The organism is Asticcacaulis sp. YBE204 (assembly GCF_000495855.1).
Taxonomy (GTDB): domain Bacteria; phylum Pseudomonadota; class Alphaproteobacteria; order Caulobacterales; family Caulobacteraceae; genus Asticcacaulis.
Genome location: NZ_AWGF01000016.1, coordinates 63,778 through 81,716, shown reverse-complemented (window position 1 = coordinate 81,716; position 17,939 = coordinate 63,778). Strand labels below are relative to the sequence as shown.

Here is a 17,939-nt window from a genome sequence, read left to right as displayed (position 1 = left end):
GGCGGGGTGTCGACGACCGGAGCCGGCGGCGGGGTCGGCGTGCCGAGCGCCCAACGCAGGCCGACGGTGACGGTCTGGTTGTTGAACTTGCCCGAGAAGCCGTTGTTGGCCGGGCCGAAGAAGTTCGGCGTATAGGTGGTGGTGGCCGCGACGTTATACTTCAGGTTCACTTCTTCCGTCGTCAGATAACGGTAGGTGAGGTCCAGATTCAAACGGTCGGACAGGGCCCACGCGAAACCGGCCAGGGCCTGGTAAGCGGCGACGGTGTCTTCACCGGTGATCTTGAAGTTGGCGTTATAGGTCGCCGCCTTGCCCGAATAATCGGCCTTGACGCGGTCGAGACCGATACCGACGCCGACGAACGGATGGAACTTCGACTCCGGAATGAAATCGTAGATCAGGTTCGTGATGAAGGTCGTCTGGTCGAAGCTGCCGGTCACGCCGGTCAGGCCCGGCGTCATGCCGATGCCGGGGGTGCCGCGGACGGAGTCCACGTCGCCGGGGCGGTAGCCGCCTTCGAATTCAACGCGCCACTTCGGGCTGTAACGGTAGCCGAGACGGGCGAAACCGGCCCAGTCGTCTTCCGTCGAGGTCTTGAAGACGTAGGTCGGGCTCAGGCCGGTGCCTTGTGCAACCGGCGCATTGCGCGCGTCGTAATCGGACTTCGTGTTGTAACCGAGGTCGACAGCGCCGTACCAACCTTCAGCTTCCTGAGCAAAGGCGCCAGTCGCCGTTGCCAGTGCGACGAGCGCAGCGCCCGCCAGCAAATTGAGTTTCATGTGTAATGCCCTCTCTTGGCCATCGATCGAACAGCCGAAATCCCGGCTGAGTACCGTTGTTTACAAATGTATACATAACTTTGGGAACGTTTTTTGCCTAGCACCTAAAATGGTATTTTGGTTAAAAATGCGCCCGGTGAATCGCTTTAGCGACGACTGACACCCGAAAGACACGAATTATGACGGGTCAACTCTTGAACATCAGATGGCTTATCACCTCTAGGATCGGGTGTAAATTTTCAATAATTAAATGTGAATAGCTGTGGAAAGGGACTTGCGGAATTCGTTACATGTGAGTAGGAGAACACCTCGTTCAGACCACTGAGCGATTTGCGCTTCCTTTTGGCGCAACACCTTGAAAAGACGGAGAGGTGGCAGAGTGGTCGAATGTACCGCACTCGAAATGCGGCGTAGGTGGAAGCCTACCGTGGGTTCGAATCCCACCCTCTCCGCCATTCAAAAAGCCCGCCGGTTCGGCGGGCTTTTTTGATTCTGTGGTAAATTTACCGCGCTTATCGCAGTGGATATTTAACGTTCACAAAGGACGCCGTCGCCGCAATCCATTGCAGCGCACCCAGACTCGATTCGCATTTGCGAGATGAAGTCAGGCGAGTTCGATCTCGCGCAGGCGCACCGTATCGCAGACTTCGCCCGCGCGCGCCGGGTTGAGCGTGTCCTCCAACGCATTGAACAGGCTGTCGGCCCCGGTCACCAGCAGCGGACTGTCGTCTTCTCGCCGGGGCAAACCGAGCGGGTCGTGACCGCCTGCGGCCGTTTCGGATATTTGCACATGGTGCTGATGCTTGGTCATGACCTAGGCCTCGCCCGTCTGGTGCAAGCGGAAATGTTCGCGCACCGCGTGGTTTAGTTCGCCGATCTGCTCGATCCACAGATCGCTGGAAATCGAGGTCGCGCCGATGGCGTCGATCAGTCGACGGATATCGGCGATTTGATGCGCGCCCTCGCCCGTTCCCGCGCGGCCCTCATGCCCGTCAGCGTCTATATGCGCCAGCAAGGCCGCTTTCAGCTGTTCGTAGCCCGCCACGCGCAAGGTGCGGTTGGTCGTGCCGATAATGTCGTCGAGCAAGGCGATCACGCGATGACGGTCGTCAGTATCTACGGTCATTCGGCGGCCACCTTCGTGTCTTCGGCGACGGCGTTTTCGATATCGCCGGTCAGACGCTCGTCCTCGCAGCCCCGCGCAATGTCGCCGAGCGACACCACGCCCACCAGCCGCCGGTCGGCATTGAGGACGGCCAGACGACGTATCTGGTCGCGCTTCATGCGCCGGGCCGCGTCCTCGACGTCGTCTTCATCGAAGCAGTAGATGATGCGATCGCTCATCACATCGGACACCGGCGCGTCGGGCTTTTTCCCTTCGGCCAGACCGCGGATGACGATATCGCGATCGGTTACCGCCCCTTGCAGGCGATCGTTGGAGCCCACAGGCAGAAACCCGCAGTCGCGGTCGCGCATCATCTGCGCCGCCTCGCGGAAGGAGGTGGAAGGATGCACGATGCGGACATCGGTACACATGACCTGACGGACTAACATAGATTGCTCCCTGACTTCTGGAGCTTCAACCTATACGAAAGGCCATAAAAAGGACGGCAGTCTTGGCGAGTCACATGTAAGGATCGAACAAGACGCGCCTTTATGGATTTTCTATATCCTCACCTTTCAGCTTCGGGGCGAGAAAAGCGCAGACGATCAGCTGCAACTGATGGAACAGCATGACCGGCAACAGCACCGGCCCCAGCACGGCGGGCGGAAACAGCGTCCCGGCCATCGGCACGCCGGACGCCAGACTCTTTTTCGAACCGCAGAACAAAACGACGACGCGATCCTCGCGGCTAAGACCTGCCCGACCCGACGCCCACCAGGTGAAGCCCATGACGGCGGCCAGCAAGGCGGCGCCCGCGACGAACATCAGGGTCAGATCGCCAAGGCCGACCTTCGACCACAGGCCCTCGACCACCGAGGCCGAAAAGGCGGTGTAGACGACCAGCAGAATCGAGCCGCGATCAACGCGTCCGACGAGGGTCTTGTGCCTGTCGAGAACCCCTTTCAGAACCGGCCGCAGCAGGTGCCCGACGATGAACGGCAGCAGCAGTTGCAAGGCGATCGAGCTGATAGCATCAAGCGATACACCGCCGGCCGCTTGCCCCATCAACAGCGCCACCAGCATCGGCGTGATCAGGATGCCGAGGATATTGGACACCGAAGCGCTGCACACGGCGGCGGCGACATTGCCTTTGGCGATGGCGGTGAAGGCGATGGACGACTGCACCGTCGAGGGCAGCAGGCAGAGGAACAGCAAACCGGATAACATCATCGGGTCCATGATCGGGCCGAGCGCCGCCCGCAGCCCAAGCCCCAACAGCGGGAACACCGCAAAGGTCGTGGCGAAGACCAGCGCATGGACTTTCCACGCCTTCATCCCGGCCCAGATCGATTCGCGCGACAGCTTGGCCCCATGCAAAAAGAACAGCAGGACGATGGCGGCGTCCTTGGTCCATTCGGCCATAACGGCGGCTTCGCCCCTCACGGGCAAGATCGAAGCCAGCAGCACCATGCCCAGCAGCATGAGGATATAGGGGTCGAGGACTTTGAACAGTTTCATGGGGTTTGTCCCGCCAGCAGGGGCACGAGGATATCGCTGACCGGGGTCGGGATACCATGCTTGCGGCCTTTTCGCACGATCACCGCATTGCGGGCGTCCCATTCGGTTTCGCGGCCCGCCGCCCGGTCGTCGTACATCGAATTGGTGTCGTCCGGGGTAGCGTCCATGAATTTCGCCATCTGGGCCTCGATGAGGCTGTCGGGCAATTTCGCGCCCTCGGCCCTACCCACCGCCACGCATTCACTGAGGATGGCGCGGGCGATATCGGCCACGCCCGGTTTATGGAAGACGCGCATCGGCTGACCGGTCAGGGCCAGGACCGCGCCGCCGGGCGCATTGACGCACAGCTTCAGCCAATTGTCGGTGACGAAATCCCCGGTCGTGCGCGCGCTGACGAAGGTGCCGTCGAACAGGGCGCAGAAATCACGGCCATCGGCTGAGTCCGGCACCAGCAGATTGGCCCGCCCGCGCCATTCGACGACGCCGGGGGCGTAACGACCTGCGGGGATATCCACGACCACCGGCACCAGAGGCACGTTCGGCACCAGCGGTTCGACACGCTCGACGTGTTCGACGCCGTTTTGCAGGATGGCGACGCGCGTCCCCTCACCCGCCGCCGCGTTGAGCCAGTCCGCCGCGCCCTGAACCTGATGCGCCTTGACGCAGAGCAGTACCCAGTCGGGCGGCGTGACCTCAGCCGGATCGGTGACGACGGTGACGGCCAGATCGCGCGCGGGTTCGCCGGCACAGTTGACGCGTAACGGCGCGAAGGCCTGACGCGCGGCGAAGGTGACGTCGTGTCCGGCGTCGATCAGGGCCGCTCCGGCGCTCAGGCCGACAGCGCCCGGTCCGATGATCAGGATATTCTTCATTTTAAGTACCGGCTTCCCTTGGGTGAATCTGTACCGCTGCTGCGTTTGACGTTAAGGTCAAGACAATCTCATGCGGAGCGTACTTATGGCCAGCGACCCTATCAAACGTTTCAAGCTGATCAACCTCTATCCGCCGATGATCGGGGCCGGTATCCGCGTCGTGCGCTATTCCGACGACTTCACCGAGATCGAGGTCCACATGAAGCTACGCTGGTGGAACCGCAACGTCGTCGGCACACAGTTCGGCGGCTCGCTCTATATGATGTGCGACCCGTTCTTCATGGCGATCCTGATGACGCAACTGGGGCGCGGCTATATCGTGTGGGACAAGGCGGCGCGCATCGACTTCCTCAAGCCCGGTCGCGGGCGGGTCAAGGCCATCTTTCGCATCCCGCCGGAAGAGATCGCGCGGATCAGGGCGTTGGCCGACAGCCAGCCCAAGATCGAGCCGGAATTCGAGGTCGATGTGGTGGATGACGACGGCGTAGTGGTGGCGCGCGTCCACAAGACATTATATGTGAGGAAGAAACCCGCTAAATAGCTTAGAATGGCCTTACTTAAACTCCCTCGCCCCTACGGGGAGAGGGCTGGGGTGAGGGGGCCACCTCCGAGCGTGTCACGCCCCCTCACCCGGCCTTTCAGGCCACCCTCTCCCCATAGGGAGAGGGGAAAGTTGAAATCATGCCCTCCTTAGCCAGCGACAATACCGCCCCGATGCACCCCGCCGTTCTGGCAGCCTTAGGCGCCGTCAATAGCGGCCACATGCCGTCCTACGGGGCCGACGAGGTCACCCTCCGCCTCAACGCAAAACTGCGCGAGGTGTTCGCCGCGCCGCAATTGCGCGCCTTCCCGACCTTCAATGGCTCGGCGACCAATGGCGTGGCGCTGGCCGCCATGATGAAACCGTTCGAGGCCGTCATCGCCACGCGCGACGCCCATATCCAGAACGACGAATGCGGCCTGCCGGAGTTCTTCACCGGGGCCAAGATTCTGATCGCGCCGGATCACCTCGGCAAGCTGACGCCCGACGGTATCGAGCGCATCGTCGCCGGATCGAAGGACCACGCGCCGCACGCCGTGCGGCCCCGGGTGATCAGCCTGACGCAATCGACCGAGATCGGCACGGTCTACAGCATCGCGGAGTTGCAGGCCTTGCGTGCCGTTGCCGATGCGCACGACCTGCTGATCCACATGGATGGGGCGCGCCTGAGCAATGCGGTGGCCTCATTAGGCGTGTGGCCGCGTGAGGCCGTGACTGGCGTCGATATATTGTCGTTCGGCGGCACCAAGGCGGGCGCGGCTCTGGCCGAAGCCGTGGTCATCTTCAATCCGGCGCTCCAGCGCGATTTCGAATACTGGCACAAGCGCATGGGGCAGTTGCCGTCGAAGATGCGCTTCGTTTCCGCGCAATTGCTGGCCTTGCTGGAGGGCGATCTGTGGCTTGAACTGGCTGGTCACGCCAACGCGATGGCGCAGCGGCTGGAGGCCGGATTGGCTGGCATCGACGGCGTATCGGTGCTCTATCCGGTCGAAGCCAATGCCCTGTTCGTCACCCTGCCACCCAAGGTCGCAAAGGGCCTTGAAGCGGCGGGCCATAAATTCTATCCGTGGTCGCTCGCCGGGGATAATGCCTACCGTCTGGTGTGCAGTTTCATCACTACCGCCGCGGAGGTCGATCAGTTCCTTGCCGATTGCGGCTCTCAACAATCCCCTCTCCCTTGAGGGAGAGGGCTAGGGTGAGGGGGAACTGTTAAACACATACTCGCTGCACCCTTTCCCCCTCACCCGGCCCAGTCGGGCCACCCTCTCCCTCAGGGAGAGGGAAAAAAATGACAAGTCCATGTCCAAAACCACCGCCGCCACTGCTGCCCTCACCAAAGCCGGGATCGTCTTCGATCTCCACCCCTATGCCTACGACCCGGACGCGCCGCGCGTCGGACTGCAAGCCGCCGAGGCCCTGAACGTCGATCCGTCGCAAACCTTCAAGACCCTGATGGCCGAGGTCGACGGCAAGGGCGTCTGCGTCGTTGTGCCGTCGGACGGCGAAGTGTCGATGAAAAAGCTGGCTGCGCATTTCAAGGGCAAGTCGGCTAACATGATGAAAGTGCCCGAAGCGGAAAAGGTCACCGGCTTCAAGGTCGGCGGAATCTCGCCCTTCGGCCAGCGTAAAGCCCACCCCACCGCCATCGACGAAACCGCGCAGCTTTATGACATTGTCTATATCAATGCCGGTCAGCGCGGTTTGCTGCTCAGCATCGCGCCAGATGAGGCCTTAAACTTCCTAAATGCCGGATATATGGATTTAATGGCGGAATAACTATGCGCATGATACCGTCCTCGAAACAGGGGGCAGGACATGCTGAAGACCGTTTTAGCGACCATTTTTCTGATCGCGACCAATATCGGTGTCGCTCAGGCCATACAACCGTTCGATATGGGTTACCGTGATGGGGAACCTGAACGATTGACGGAATCCAGCGGCCTTGCTGAACGAAACGCAGACACGCTCATCTTGAATTTCGACGGTAAGCCAGTTGTCCATCTTAAAGACAACGCTTCGGGAAACTGCCCGGTTAATGAATGCTATATCTGGACCTACTGGATGATGTGGCAACTGAAAACGTCAGCGGACAGCGCGCCGGAACCTCATGCCTTGACCGTTTGGTATCCGGGCGAAGGCGGAAACCTTATTCTGATCGGCAAAGACGGGCGCTTGTTCTGGTTCGATGCCAATGTCGCGCCCTCACCCGATGGCCGCTACGTGACCGACTCAGCGATCGAGGAGATGCATAGTCCGGCGCAATTCCACCTGATCGATTGGGCCTCGCCCGATCATGCCACAGCGTGGAAAGCACCTTTTCCCTGTGAAATACCGGAATGGGCAGGTCCGTCATTGTTTTACGTGGCCTGCCAGAATCCGCAACTAAAGTCCCGTAGTTTTGCCGAAGTCAGCCTAATGCCTGATGGGAACTGGAAATTGCGGGAATTAGGCGGCTTACCCAAGGGCATATGGCTGCTGGATGAGTTTATCGCCAAAGGCGCCAAGGTGGTCGCCGTTCCGAAACGCCACCTGAGAGAGGTGGTGCTAACGCCGTTTCGTTACGATGGCCGCCCAATGTGGCCAACCACTGAAGTCTATAATGACGTCATGCGTTCGGTAACGGTCGTAAAATCCAAATAGGCCTAACGCGCTTCCTTGCCGATGGTCATGCCCTTTTGTACCGCCGGGCGTTCGCCGACCTTGGCGAACCAGGCATTGATATGCGGCGTGGCTTCCAGCAGCGCTTCCTGCTTGTAGAAGGTGCGGAGCGTATTGATCCACGGATAGATGGCGATGTCGGCGATCGAATAGTCCTCGCCCGCCACGTAAGGATGCTTCGACAGTTGCGTTTTAAGCACCTTCAGCAGGCGGATCGCCTCGGTCTTGTAACGGTTCTGGGCATAGGGCACCTGTTCCGGCGCGAATACCGTAAAGTGGCCCAGTTGCCCCAGCATCGGCCCCAAACCGCCCATCTGCCAGTTGAGCCATTCCAATACCTTATACCGCGCCTCGCCCGACGCGGGCAGCAGCTTGCCGGTCTTTTCGGCCAGATAGACGAGGATGGCGCCGGTTTCGAAGACGCTGATGCCGGTCTCGTCATCGACGATGGCCGGGATCTTGTTGTTGGGGGAGATTTTGAGGAACTCCGGCTTGAACTGATCGTCCGCGCCGATATTGATCGGATTGACCTTGTACGGCAGACCCAGTTCCTCCAGCGCGATGGAGGCCTTGAAACCGTTGGGCGTCGTCCAGGTGTGCAGGGTGATCATCGCGGAAATCCTTAGTTCGGGTTTCCCCTGTCGGGGTGTCTCAGTGCTGCGTCAGAGATAGGGGCGCAATTGTGGCGGTCAAGGGCTGCAAATCAATATTTACGCCCCTGACTACGGCTTTACCACCATCAGCCAGAACACCACCACGATCGCCGGAAAGGCGAGCGCGCCGAGGATCACCCACCAGCGTTCATAGATCCAGTAAAGTGGCGGCAGGGGCTCGCCCGACGCCAGTGCGGCTTTCGACAGGTCGCGCATCCGGATCTGCATCCACACCACCGGCAGCCAGCACAGGCCTGCGAACACATAGAGCAGCAATCCGCCCAGTACCCAGCCACCGAACAGGCTAAACCCGCCCAGATGGACCAGCCATAGCCCGGTCAGAAGCTGCACCGTCACGGCAGGCGTGGTGAAAATCCAATCGGCAATGACCACGTGGCGCGCGGCGAAGGCGATGCCCGCGACGTCCTTGCGCCGATTGGCCATGAACATGAAAAAGGCCGTGCCGATGCCTGTCCCGAACAGGATGGTCGAGGACACGACGTGTACCCACTTGATCCACAGATAGAGCATTGATCCCCCTCCCCGACAGGCCTATGACAAGGTGATAAAGGGTCAGGGGATGATGAGCAAGACCGACGCCGATACGCTCTATCTCGTCTATGACGGCGACTGCCCGCTGTGCCGGGCGGGGGCGCAGGGTTTTCGCGTCAATCGCGCCGTCGGACGGCTGGAAACGCTCGATGCGCGGACGACCGATCACCCGTTGATAGCCGAAATCAAGGCGCGCGGTTTCGACCTCAATCAGGGCATCGTCGTCGCCTATCAGGGACAGTTGCACCACGGCGAAGACGCCATGCATATGCTGGCTTTGATGGGCTCGTCGAGCGATGCGTTCAACCGTTTCAATGCCTGGCTGTTCCGCTCGAAAGCGCGGGTCAAATGGCTTTATCCGGTGCTGAAAACCGGACGACGCGTGAGCCTGAAATTGATGGGGAAGCACGAGATATGAAAACCACCTTCGAAGCCGTGTTCGATGAGCAGTGGGCCGCCCTGCCCCCGGCGCTCAAGGCCCACTACGCCAACCGGCCATTTTCGCGCGATCGCGTCACCGTCGAAGGGACGCTCGATGTCGAGATGCACCCGTGGATGCGCAAGCTGTCGTGGCTGATCAAACTGACCGGCATGCTGACGCCCTATGAAGGCACCGCCGTGCCGACGACCGTGCATTTTCATTCCGAGCCCGACAGCAACGCTTTCGTCTTTGAGCGCATTTTCAACTTTCCGGGCCGCGCGCCGGTCGTGTTTCGCTCGCGTATGATCTCCAAACGCGCCCACCGCGTGACCGAATATATGAAGACCGGCGCGGGGTGGAAAGCGACCTACTATTTCGACAAAGACAAGGTCATTCTGCGCCACGCCGGTTATGTGGTGCGCCTGCTGGGCCTCGATATCCCCATGCCGATCGAATGGCTCGTCGGCTACGGCTATGCCTACGAACAGGCGACCGGCGAGGACAGCTTCAAGATGCACATGCAGATGTCAGGTGGTTTGCTGGAAAAGCCGCTCTACAGCTACGGCGGCGAATTCCGGGTGACGGAGATTCTGCGGCGTGACTAATTCGGTAATGGTGTTAGGCGGCTATGGTAATTTCGGTAAGCGCATCGCCGATGGCCTGAGGGCGCGCGGCGTATCCGTGATCATCGCCGGGCGCGACCCGAAACGCGCCGAGGCCTGCTTCGACCTCAATACGGGTCTGGCCGAAGCTCTGGCCACATACAAACCCGCCGTCGTCGTCCATACCGCCGGACCGTATCAGGGCGCGGATTACCACGTGGCACGGACCTGTATCGCCGCGGGCGTCCACTATGTCGACCTATCCGACGCCCGCGATTTCGTCGTCGGATTCAGCGCGCTCGACGCCGAGGCGAAAGCCGCCAACGTGACCGCCATCAGCGGGGCCTCGACCGTGCCGTGCCTGTCGTCGGCGGCCATTGACCATTTCCGCGACCGGTTCGCCACGCTGGATGCCGTCGATTTCGGCATCTGTCCGGGCCAAGGGGCGGAGCGCGGTCTGGCCACCACGGCGGCGATTTTGTCCTATGTCGGGCAGCCGCTGAAACCGTTCGCCGGACACGAGAAAGCCTATGGCTGGCAGGGTTTACGGCGGCACCGATTCCCGCATCTGGGGCCGCGCCTGATGGGCGATTGCGATATCCCCGACCTCGACCTGTTGCCCGCGCACTATGGCCTCAAGTCGATCCGTTTTGGCGCCGGGCTGGAGCTGGGCTTTATCCATCTGGGGCTATGGGCGCTGTCGTGGACGGTGCGCTGGCGGCTCCTGCCCTTTCCGCTGCCGAACCTGGCCAAGCCGTTGTTAAAAGCCGCCGACCTGTTCGATCCACTGGGCTCCGACGATGGCGGCATGTTCATGGTCCTGAGCGGCACCGGGCACGACGGGAGGCCCAAACGGATCGACTGGCATATCATCGCCAGGGACGGCGACGGACCGCAGATCCCCTCGGTCCCGGCCATCCTGCTGGCCGAACGGCTGGCGCAGGGCGAACCGCTGGCCGCCGGCGCGCGCTCCAGCCTCGGCCATATCCGCCTAGACGACTATCTGGCCGCGCTGAAACCGTTCAATATTGCAACCGCTTAACTCGCCTTCAAACGCTTCTTCTGCGCCTTGATGACCTCTAGTTCGCTCTTGGCGATCTGGCTCTTCGGGTCGAGCTTCAACGAGTCCTTATAGGCCTTCTCGGCCTCGTCCCACCGCGCCAGCTCGATCAGGGCATAGCCCTTGCGCCGCAGAATAGCGGCCTTGCCGAGGTCCGACAGACCCAGCATGAAATTGTTCAGGTAACCATCGGCCTTGGCGACGGTTTCCTCGTTACGCCGGTCTTGCCCCATGCAATACAGCTCTTCGGCGATCATCAGTTCGTCGAACGGATCGCGCTTCAGACCGTCTTCGAGCACCGTGATGCAGCGGTCATAGTCCCGACGGTCGGCATAGGCCCAGCCCAGGCCGAAAGCCAGTGTCGCATAGGCCGTCTGACCGTGGAGATTGAGATTATTGTTGGCCTTGCTGTCCTTGTCGCCCGCCGCCATCGCGCCGACCAAAATCGCCGCCGTCATATTGCTGGTGTAGATATTGATGCCGTTTTCGCAGCGCTCGATATAATAGGGTGCGGGTGCGGCAGCCATGACGGCTTCCATTTCCGTCACCATACCGAGAATAGCCGCGCGATCGCCTGAACGGAGCGCCGTTCTGAACTTGTCCGCCAGGCCTTGGGCCTTTGCCTCGGCGTCCTTGTCGTGCGTCTGGCACGGCGACACCGGTACCAAAGGCAGGATATCGTCTTTCTTGTCCGCTTCCGCGTAAGCGCCGGTTGCGGTCATGGCGACGCATGCCGCGACGAGTATCGGTCTGAAAATCATGAAAAAGCCCCCCGTTATGATGACGGGAGGCTAAACCGGAACGGGTATGTCTGGCAAGACTTAACCGCCGCGCAGATAGTCGCTCTTGCCCAAATCGACGCCGTTATGACGCAGGATCGCATAGGCGGTGGTGATATGGAAAAAGACGTTCGGCAGCACGAAACCGATCACGTAGCTGTAGCCGGTGAAGTTGATTTCGCGCGCCGGGGTTTTCAGCACGACGTCGCGCGTTTCCGCGCCTTCGAACAGGGCCGGATCGACCGATTTTATGAAATCGACGGTCTTTTGCAGGCGTTCTTTCAACTCGGCGAAGGTCGTTTCCGTGTCCGGCATGGACGGGTTTTCCGTGCCACTCAGACGCGCCACCGCGCCCTTGGCGGTGTCGGACACCGACTGGATCTGACGACGCAGCGGGTGCATGTCGAGCGCCAGACGCGCCTCGGTCACCACCGCCGGGTCGATCTTCTTTTCCGTCGCATAGGCCTCGGCCTTGTCGAGGATATGGGTCAGGTTTTTGATGCCGTTGAGCAGTACGGGCACGGTCATCGAATAGATATTGATCGGCGGGACGTCGGACATGGTTTCGCTCTCTGTGGTGCAATATGCCCTACGCAAATGGGCGGCAGACGCGTCCGATCAAGAGGCGGGATTTCGATTATCTGCGATATATTGAAGTTCGTATTTGGCCTGCATATTGCCGGGTTCGAGTTTCAGCGACGCCTTGAACGCTTTTTCCGCCTCGTCCCAGCGCTCCAGCCCAATCAGGGCATAGCCGCGCGATCGGAACAACCCGGCCTTTGCCTTCTTGTCCAACGGCTTGCGTATGAGCAACGCGTCGACGGCGATCAGCGCCTCGTCGTACCGTTCCAGCTCGATCAGGGAAAATGCCGCCTCGTGCGCCAGCGCCATATCCATCGGCGTATAGACCGTACCGCGCACGAAGATCGCCCGCGAACCTTCGTGGTCACCCGACTGTGCGCGCAACCAGCCGAGCGCCAGCGCCACCTTGCCATAGACGTTGAGCTTCCCGGCACAGGTCGGGTCGGCGGGATCGGGCGCGCGGTCGAACGCCGCTTCCAGTTGCGGGCGCAGGGCCTCCAGCGCCACCTGATCGGTCGCCTCGTACAGCCGTTCCGCACGCACGAACAGCATCGTGTCAGGGCGCGAAATGAGCGGACAGGCCTGCGCCGCACCGGCAAACACCAGCACACAGAAAATAGTCAGCCTGATCATGTTCCACCCTCTTTTCCTTAAGGGAACCACAGGTCGCCCCGACTGACAAGCCAGCGTTACGCGCTTACAGCACTTGTAACGGGCCCGCCCGGTCGGTCAGGGCTTCGGTGCGGAACCGCCCGTCGGTCGTCACGTTATAGTCGCGCGAGGTGATCGACGACACCGACACCCATTCGGCCTCGGCGCGCTCCGTCGTCAGCGTCAACCGCACAAAGCCGTTGCGGTCGGTCGAGGCCGCCAGCACCTCGGCGTTCTGATCGGTCAGCACCTTCGGCAAATCGAAGTTCGGGATGATCTTGTCGAACCAGATGGTCGGGCTGGAGATCGCCGTGACGCCGATTTCGACGGCGACTTCCGCGCCCGTTGTGTCATGAAGTTGATTGGCCCAGGCCTGATGGCTGTCGCCCGACAGGACGATGGCGCGCGCCTTCGCCGCCTTGATCAGGTCGTAGAGCCGTTCGCGCTCCGCCGGGTAGCCGTCCCAGGCATCGAGATTGAGCGGCAGGGCATCGTCCTGACTGAAGGTCAGGACCAGCGGCTCGACGATGGCACGGACATTGCCCGGCAGGCTGTCGAGCAGTTTTTGCACCTGTGCGTCGCCATAGACCTTGCGGATATTCGGCCCGGCGACCTTCGCCATGACCACCTGATTGCCGAGCACCTGCCAGCGCACGCCGTCTTTGGTCGAAGCGGTCAGGGCTGCCCCCAGCCAGTCGCGCTGCGCCTGCCCCAGCAGTTCGCGCGCCGGGTCGTTCAATTTCACGCGGAAGGCGTCGAAGTCGAGGCCGGTGGCCGTCTTCGGCACATCGGTCTGGTAATCGAGCTGTTTGCTGCGCGCCAGCAACCGCGTCTCGGTCATGAACAGTTCGGCCAAGGTGCCGAAACGGAAGCTGCGATAGATGGCCTCATTCAGTTGCCCCGGCTGCGGATCGCGGATCGGCATCCATTCGCGATAGGCCCTCAGCGCCACGGCCTTGCGCACCATAAAGTCGCCTTCGCGGTCCGGTTGGTGGTTTTCGGCGCCGCTGGTCCACGGGTCGTTGCAGATTTCGTGATCGTCGAAGACGCAGATCCACGCCGCGCGGGCGTGCGCCGCCTGAAGGTCGAGATCGGACTTATATTGCGCGTGGCGGGTGCGGTAATCGGCCAGCGACACGATCTCGTGCGGCGGGTCCGGCACCCGGCCCAGCATCCGCCCGTTGCCCATGCCGTAGTCGGTCAGGCCCGCGCCGTATTCATAAAGATAGTCGCCCAGATGGACGACCACATCGGCCTCATCGAGGTCGGCTATGGCGCGATAGGCGTTGAAATAACCGTTCGGGTGCAGCGAACACGAGGCCACGGCCATGATCACGCGCTCGGTCTTTTCGGGGAGCGTCTTGGCCTGACCGACGGGCGATTCGACGCCGTCACAGATGAAGCGGTAATGATAGACCGTGCCGGGTTTGAGCCCCGCCACATCGACCTTGACCGTATAGTCGCGTCCGGCGTCGGTATAGAACTGTCCACTGCGCAGAATGGTTTTGAAACCGGCGTCGGTCGCGATTTGCCATGTCACCGCCGTCATGGCCTCGAGACCCGACACTCTTGTCCACAGGACCAGCCGGTCGTTCAGCGGATCGCCGGCGGCGACCCCGTGGCGGAAATGCGCCCCCTTGACCGGCGCAGGACCGGTGGCGCTGACGGCGGGGGCGGCACCCGCCAGACCCAGCGCCATCAGGGCCTTGCGGCGATTCAGTCTGTAGTCGGTCGTCATGCCCGCCGTCCCCTGCGTTGCAACGCTCAGACCGGCCTTTAGGGTGATTTCATGACAGCCGCTTATCGACTTTGCGACAGTTTATCCACAGGCCGTAATTCATTTGACTCTCGCCACAAAAGTGATATCACTTTGATATAAGAATAACGGAGGACTTTTAATTATGGCTGACGATACGAAACCCCTGAGCGATCTGGTGGCGCAGGGCTGGGAAATTCTGAACTACAGTTCGTCTCACGATGCCGCGGGCCTGAATGTAGACAATTTTCTTCTGCGCAAGCAGAAGATGCACCGCGTCCTCACCCTGCGGCCGAAGATGATGGGCAAGGGCTACGCGACCACGGAAAGGGACATCTGAGATGAACACGCAACCGATAAACAGCACGCGCGAACGGCCGGGTGCGGGCAGCAGCGGCGGCCTGTGGCTGCTGATCGTTCTGGTGTTTCTGGCCGGGGCCGGGGTCGCCATCGCACTTCGCCTGATCCCGCCCGCGATCGTGATGGGCGTCCTGACGCTTCTGGCCGTATCGGGCTTCTATACGGTGCAGCCCAATCAGGCCGTGGCCATCACGGTCTTCGGCAATTACAAGGGCAGCGACCGCACGACCGGCCTGCGCTGGGTGCCGTTCTGGTACACGCGCAAGAACGTCAGCCTGCGCGTGCGCAACGTCACCAGCGAGGCGCTCAAGGTCAACGACCAGCGCGGCAACCCGATCGAAATCGCCGCCAATGTCGTCTGGCACGTTTCGGACTCGGCTCAGGCCCTCTTCGACGTCGACGACTATAATGTCTTCGTCAATATCCAGATCGAGACGGCCCTGCGTGAAACGGCACGGCAATACGCCTACGATCACGCCGAAGACGGGGCACCGACCCTGCGCGACGACGCCGACATCGTGGGGGCGCGCCTCAAGGCCGACCTTCAGCTGCGCGTCGAGGTCGCCGGCGTGACGGTCGACGAAGCCCACCTGATGCATCTGGCCTATGCGCCGGAAATCGCCGGAGCCATGCTCAAACGTCAGCAGGCCGAGGCCGTCATCGCCGCGCGTCAGAAAATCGTCGCCGGGGCCGTCGGCATGGTCGAAATGGCGCTGGAGCAGTTGTCGGAGCGCGGCGTCGTCAAGCTCGACGAAGAGCGCAAGGCGGCGATGGTGTCGAACCTTCTGGTCGTGCTGTGCGCCGACCGCGAAGCCCAGCCGGTGGTCAATACCGGCACGCTGTACGGCTGAGATCGTGGCCTCGCCCGGTAAAAAAGCCTATCCCCTGCGCCTCCCGCCTGAGGTGCTGACGGCGGTCGAGCGTCTGGCCGCGGCCGAACTGCGCTCGACCAACGCCCAGCTTGAGATGCTGCTGCGCGAAGCCCTGACCCGGCGCGGCGTCCGTCTGCCCGTGCCGGGGACAGAGGATTAACCATCACGTTCCTCGCCGCTGTTGTAACAACTTATCAACACACCGGTCGGTTAGGGACTTGCCAAAAGCGCGCTCAGGACGCATAGGCGGCACAGGATCGCGTATCGGGCGTATTTTCTCAGCACAATTTTCATTTGCGCAAGAATTTCTGGTTCGGATCTGGTGTAAAGTTGCGTCTGGACTTGTAGTGCTTTCAATTTATCGTTTCGAAGACTTTGTCTCCGATACTGTTACGGCCCCCACCGAAGCCGCGTTATTCGGCTACCTGTCCCGTGCGGTAGGCCAATACGGCTACGAGCGGATAATATTCTCTATTTTCAACGATCCGGACATCCCGGAATGCAGCCATGCCTACGGCATTCACATGCAGGCGCTTGAGGGATGGAAGGCGTTTTACAATGAAAAGAATTACGCCCGGATCGACCCGCTTGTGCGGGCCGTAAAGTCCGGCGTGCGTATTTTTGCCTGGGACGATCTGGCGAAATTCTACAGCCTGAGCCGGGCGCAGGCCCATTTCATGGGCGAACTGGAAGATCTGAATTTACGTCAAGGGATCGCGGTGCCGCTGGCCGGAGGCCGCGCCGCCATAGGTTTATCGACGGCGGACCGTGAAAAGCGTCACGTCGATCTGCCGCTTCTGAACGCGATATGCGCCCAGTTCTATCAGGCCTACCGCGACATGAAGACGCCTCATTGTGCAGGGCGCGTGGACATCCATCCCCTGAGCGTCAAGGAACGCGATGTCCTGCTGTGGCTCGCCGCCGGTAAGACCGATGGCGAAATCGGCCAGATACTGGGCATCAGCCAGAGCACGGTCGATGGCCACTTGCGCAGCATTTTTCATAAGCTTGACGCACCCAACCGGGTCGTAGCGACCGTCCGCGGTCTGAAACGCGGATATATCAGTCTTTAGAGCCCAGCCTGTACTTTAATTTCTCGGAAACCAATCCGGGCGTTTGCCCTATTGGCGGATAACCGTGTTTTCGGCACCTTGGGCAAGATTGTTACTCACCCGATATGAGCGTTAAGGTTATGAATCAGGACAAGTTTATGGACGCCCTCCTGGGGCAGTTGGATCTCCTTCAGGACCTGGCGCTCAAGGCCGGCGACCCCGATCTCGCGCAAGACCTGAACGCGATGATGGCGCGAACGCTGGAGCGCTATTGCGCGACGAAGCGGTCGCGCATGGAGCAACAATTCCACGGACGCAAGCACATCGCTTAAACCGCGATAACCGCTCCGTTATAGGTTCTGGCGATGAAATCCTTCGCCGTAGCCGACGTCAAAGCCACCGCCAGCGCCGTGATGCGCGGATCGTCTTTTTTGTCGGCGCGCGCCACCAGATAGTTGATATAGGGGCTGTCCGAGCCTTCGATGATCAGGGCGTCGCGCTTGGGCTCCAGCTTGGCGTCCAAAGCATAGTTGGTGTTGATCAGCGCCAGATCGACCTCGCTCAGCACGCGTGGCAGGGACGGCGATTCCAGCTCCTTGAACTGGAAGTTCTTCGGATTGGCGGCGATGTCTTTCAGGGTCGCATTGATATTGGCCGGGTCTTTCAGTGTGATCAGGCCGTTCTTGTGCAGCAGGATCAGGGCGCGGCCGGTATTGGACGGATCGTTCGGCAGGGCGATGACCGCGCCATTGGGCAAGGCGTTGATGTCTTTGTACTTGCGCGAATAGGCCCCGAATGGCTCGACATGCACGCCCGCGACCGTGACCAGCTTGGTGCCGCGTTCGGTATTGAAGGCCTCCAGATACGGCAGGGTCTGGAAATAGTTGCAGTCGATCAGGCCCTGATCGACCTGCAAATTCGGCTGCACATAGTCGTTGAAAATCTTGATATCCAGCGTGATCCCGCCCTTGGCCAGTTCCGGCGCGATGGCTTTGAGGATTTCGGCGTGCGGCACGGCGGTCGCCGCCACGCTCAGGTGGCTGAGGTCGGCCTTGGGTTTGGCACAGGCTGCCAGCGAAGACGCAGCTAGAACCGATCCTACAAATCCACGACGTGATAGCATGTT

Annotated in this window: 25 protein-coding genes and 1 tRNA gene; 13 read left to right on the top strand and 13 right to left on the bottom strand. The window is 60.9% G+C overall.

Annotation, left to right across the window (positions count from 1 at the left end):
- Positions 1-779: outer membrane protein (locus AEYBE204_RS36995; protein ID WP_023463703.1), on the bottom strand; the 779-nt coding region annotated here is incomplete at its 3' end.
- A gap of 365 nt (positions 780-1,144) precedes the next feature.
- On the opposite strand from AEYBE204_RS36995, the gene AEYBE204_RS36990 reads away from it, so the two are divergent.
- A tRNA-Ser gene (locus tag AEYBE204_RS36990) sits at positions 1,145-1,234 on the top strand.
- Between the two features lie 149 nt (positions 1,235-1,383).
- Here AEYBE204_RS36990 and AEYBE204_RS36985 read toward each other — a convergent pair.
- The 5 genes from AEYBE204_RS36985 to AEYBE204_RS36965 form a co-directional block, all read right to left on the bottom strand.
- Positions 1,384-1,590, bottom strand: coding sequence for a hypothetical protein (locus tag AEYBE204_RS36985; RefSeq protein WP_023463702.1), 207 nt, complete (start codon positions 1,588-1,590; stop codon positions 1,384-1,386).
- Between the two features lie 3 nt (positions 1,591-1,593).
- Complete coding sequence (locus AEYBE204_RS36980; RefSeq protein ID WP_023463701.1) at positions 1,594-1,905, bottom strand: hypothetical protein; 312 nt, start codon at positions 1,903-1,905, stop codon at positions 1,594-1,596.
- Entirely contained in the window at positions 1,902-2,333 is a 432-nt protein-coding gene (locus AEYBE204_RS36975) for a CBS domain-containing protein (RefSeq protein ID WP_023463700.1), read from the bottom strand. The genes AEYBE204_RS36980 and AEYBE204_RS36975 overlap by 4 nt, the downstream gene beginning before the upstream one ends.
- Positions 2,334-2,433: 100 nt before the next feature.
- Positions 2,434-3,402, bottom strand: a complete 969-nt coding sequence (locus AEYBE204_RS36970; protein WP_023463699.1) for a bile acid:sodium symporter family protein — start codon at positions 3,400-3,402, stop codon at positions 2,434-2,436.
- Positions 3,399-4,274 (bottom strand): 2-dehydropantoate 2-reductase, encoded by an 876-nt coding sequence (locus AEYBE204_RS36965; RefSeq protein WP_023463698.1) that lies wholly within the window; start codon positions 4,272-4,274, stop codon positions 3,399-3,401. The genes AEYBE204_RS36970 and AEYBE204_RS36965 overlap by 4 nt, the downstream gene beginning before the upstream one ends.
- Before the next feature lie 85 nt (positions 4,275-4,359).
- Between AEYBE204_RS36965 and AEYBE204_RS36960 the strand changes: the two genes are divergently transcribed.
- The 4 genes from AEYBE204_RS36960 (at position 4,360) to AEYBE204_RS36945 (ending at position 7,455) form a co-directional block, all read left to right on the top strand.
- Positions 4,360-4,815, top strand: a complete 456-nt coding sequence (locus AEYBE204_RS36960) for a DUF4442 domain-containing protein (protein ID WP_023463697.1) — start codon at positions 4,360-4,362, stop codon at positions 4,813-4,815.
- A 140-nt stretch (positions 4,816-4,955) separates the two neighbouring features.
- Entirely contained in the window at positions 4,956-5,996 is a 1,041-nt protein-coding gene (locus tag AEYBE204_RS36955) for a low specificity L-threonine aldolase (RefSeq protein ID WP_023463696.1), read from the top strand.
- 118 nt (positions 5,997-6,114) lie between these two features.
- Positions 6,115-6,591, top strand: a complete 477-nt coding sequence (gene ybaK / locus AEYBE204_RS36950; RefSeq protein WP_023463695.1) for a Cys-tRNA(Pro) deacylase — start codon at positions 6,115-6,117, stop codon at positions 6,589-6,591.
- Positions 6,592-6,630: 39 nt separating this feature from the next.
- A complete protein-coding gene (locus AEYBE204_RS36945) occupies positions 6,631-7,455 on the top strand; it encodes a hypothetical protein (RefSeq protein ID WP_023463694.1) in 825 nt (274 codons plus the stop codon).
- Between the two features lie 2 nt (positions 7,456-7,457).
- Here AEYBE204_RS36945 and AEYBE204_RS36940 read toward each other — a convergent pair whose 3' ends face one another.
- Positions 7,458-8,084: a glutathione S-transferase family protein gene (locus AEYBE204_RS36940; protein WP_023463693.1), complete on the bottom strand. Its 627-nt coding sequence runs from the start codon at positions 8,082-8,084 to the stop codon at positions 7,458-7,460.
- Between the two features lie 111 nt (positions 8,085-8,195).
- Positions 8,196-8,657 carry a DUF2269 domain-containing protein gene (locus tag AEYBE204_RS36935; RefSeq protein ID WP_023463692.1) on the bottom strand — a complete coding sequence of 154 codons (462 nt, stop codon included), beginning with the start codon at positions 8,655-8,657 and terminating at the stop codon, positions 8,196-8,198.
- Between the two features lie 49 nt (positions 8,658-8,706).
- Here AEYBE204_RS36935 and AEYBE204_RS36930 point away from each other — a divergent pair, with 49 nt between their 5' ends.
- From AEYBE204_RS36930 to AEYBE204_RS36920, 3 genes are read left to right on the top strand one after another with little or no spacing between them, the layout of a single operon-like run.
- The gene (locus AEYBE204_RS36930; RefSeq protein WP_023463691.1) at positions 8,707-9,096 is read left to right on the top strand and encodes a DCC1-like thiol-disulfide oxidoreductase family protein; all 390 of its coding nucleotides are present in this window, start codon (positions 8,707-8,709) and stop codon (positions 9,094-9,096) included.
- Positions 9,093-9,704 carry a DUF4166 domain-containing protein gene (locus AEYBE204_RS36925; RefSeq protein ID WP_023463690.1) on the top strand — a complete coding sequence of 204 codons (612 nt, stop codon included), beginning with the start codon at positions 9,093-9,095 and terminating at the stop codon, positions 9,702-9,704. Before AEYBE204_RS36930 ends, AEYBE204_RS36925 begins: the two co-directional genes overlap by 4 nt.
- Entirely contained in the window at positions 9,697-10,743 is a 1,047-nt protein-coding gene (locus AEYBE204_RS36920) for a saccharopine dehydrogenase family protein (protein ID WP_031231420.1), read from the top strand. The genes AEYBE204_RS36925 and AEYBE204_RS36920 overlap by 8 nt, the downstream gene beginning before the upstream one ends.
- On the opposite strand, the gene AEYBE204_RS36915 is transcribed toward AEYBE204_RS36920, so the two are convergent.
- From AEYBE204_RS36915 to AEYBE204_RS36900, 4 genes are all read right to left on the bottom strand, one after another.
- Positions 10,740-11,522: a lipopolysaccharide assembly protein LapB gene (locus AEYBE204_RS36915; protein ID WP_023463688.1), complete on the bottom strand. Its 783-nt coding sequence runs from the start codon at positions 11,520-11,522 to the stop codon at positions 10,740-10,742. The genes AEYBE204_RS36920 and AEYBE204_RS36915 overlap by 4 nt on opposite strands.
- A gap of 60 nt (positions 11,523-11,582) precedes the next feature.
- Positions 11,583-12,101, bottom strand: a complete 519-nt coding sequence (locus AEYBE204_RS36910; RefSeq protein ID WP_023463687.1) for a DUF1993 family protein — start codon at positions 12,099-12,101, stop codon at positions 11,583-11,585.
- 57 nt (positions 12,102-12,158) lie between these two features.
- Complete coding sequence (locus AEYBE204_RS36905) at positions 12,159-12,755, bottom strand: M48 family metallopeptidase (RefSeq protein WP_023463686.1); 597 nt, start codon at positions 12,753-12,755, stop codon at positions 12,159-12,161.
- A gap of 64 nt (positions 12,756-12,819) precedes the next feature.
- On the bottom strand, positions 12,820-14,511 hold the full coding sequence (locus AEYBE204_RS36900; RefSeq protein WP_023463685.1) for an alkaline phosphatase: 1,692 nt from the start codon (positions 14,509-14,511) through the stop codon (positions 12,820-12,822).
- Between the two features lie 163 nt (positions 14,512-14,674).
- Here AEYBE204_RS36900 and AEYBE204_RS36895 point away from each other — a divergent pair, with 163 nt between their 5' ends.
- The 5 genes from AEYBE204_RS36895 to AEYBE204_RS40450 all read left to right on the top strand — a co-directional run bounded on the left by AEYBE204_RS36895 (position 14,675) and on the right by AEYBE204_RS40450 (position 17,145).
- Positions 14,675-14,869 carry a hypothetical protein gene (locus AEYBE204_RS36895; RefSeq protein ID WP_023463684.1) on the top strand — a complete coding sequence of 65 codons (195 nt, stop codon included), beginning with the start codon at positions 14,675-14,677 and terminating at the stop codon, positions 14,867-14,869.
- Position 14,870: 1 nt separating this feature from the next.
- On the top strand, positions 14,871-15,740 hold the full coding sequence (locus tag AEYBE204_RS36890; protein WP_023463683.1) for an SPFH domain-containing protein: 870 nt from the start codon (positions 14,871-14,873) through the stop codon (positions 15,738-15,740).
- Between the two features lie 4 nt (positions 15,741-15,744).
- Positions 15,745-15,921 carry a hypothetical protein gene (locus AEYBE204_RS40755; protein ID WP_023463682.1) on the top strand — a complete coding sequence of 59 codons (177 nt, stop codon included), beginning with the start codon at positions 15,745-15,747 and terminating at the stop codon, positions 15,919-15,921.
- A 187-nt stretch (positions 15,922-16,108) separates the two neighbouring features.
- On the top strand, positions 16,109-16,834 hold the full coding sequence (locus tag AEYBE204_RS36885; RefSeq protein ID WP_023463681.1) for a LuxR family transcriptional regulator: 726 nt from the start codon (positions 16,109-16,111) through the stop codon (positions 16,832-16,834).
- Positions 16,835-16,971: 137 nt separating this feature from the next.
- A complete protein-coding gene (locus AEYBE204_RS40450) occupies positions 16,972-17,145 on the top strand; it encodes a hypothetical protein (RefSeq protein WP_155908485.1) in 174 nt (57 codons plus the stop codon).
- On the opposite strand, the gene AEYBE204_RS36880 is transcribed toward AEYBE204_RS40450, so the two are convergent.
- On the bottom strand, positions 17,142-17,936 hold the full coding sequence (locus AEYBE204_RS36880; RefSeq protein ID WP_031231417.1) for a MetQ/NlpA family ABC transporter substrate-binding protein: 795 nt from the start codon (positions 17,934-17,936) through the stop codon (positions 17,142-17,144). The genes AEYBE204_RS40450 and AEYBE204_RS36880 overlap by 4 nt on opposite strands.
- Positions 17,937-17,939: the final 3 nt, after the last annotated feature.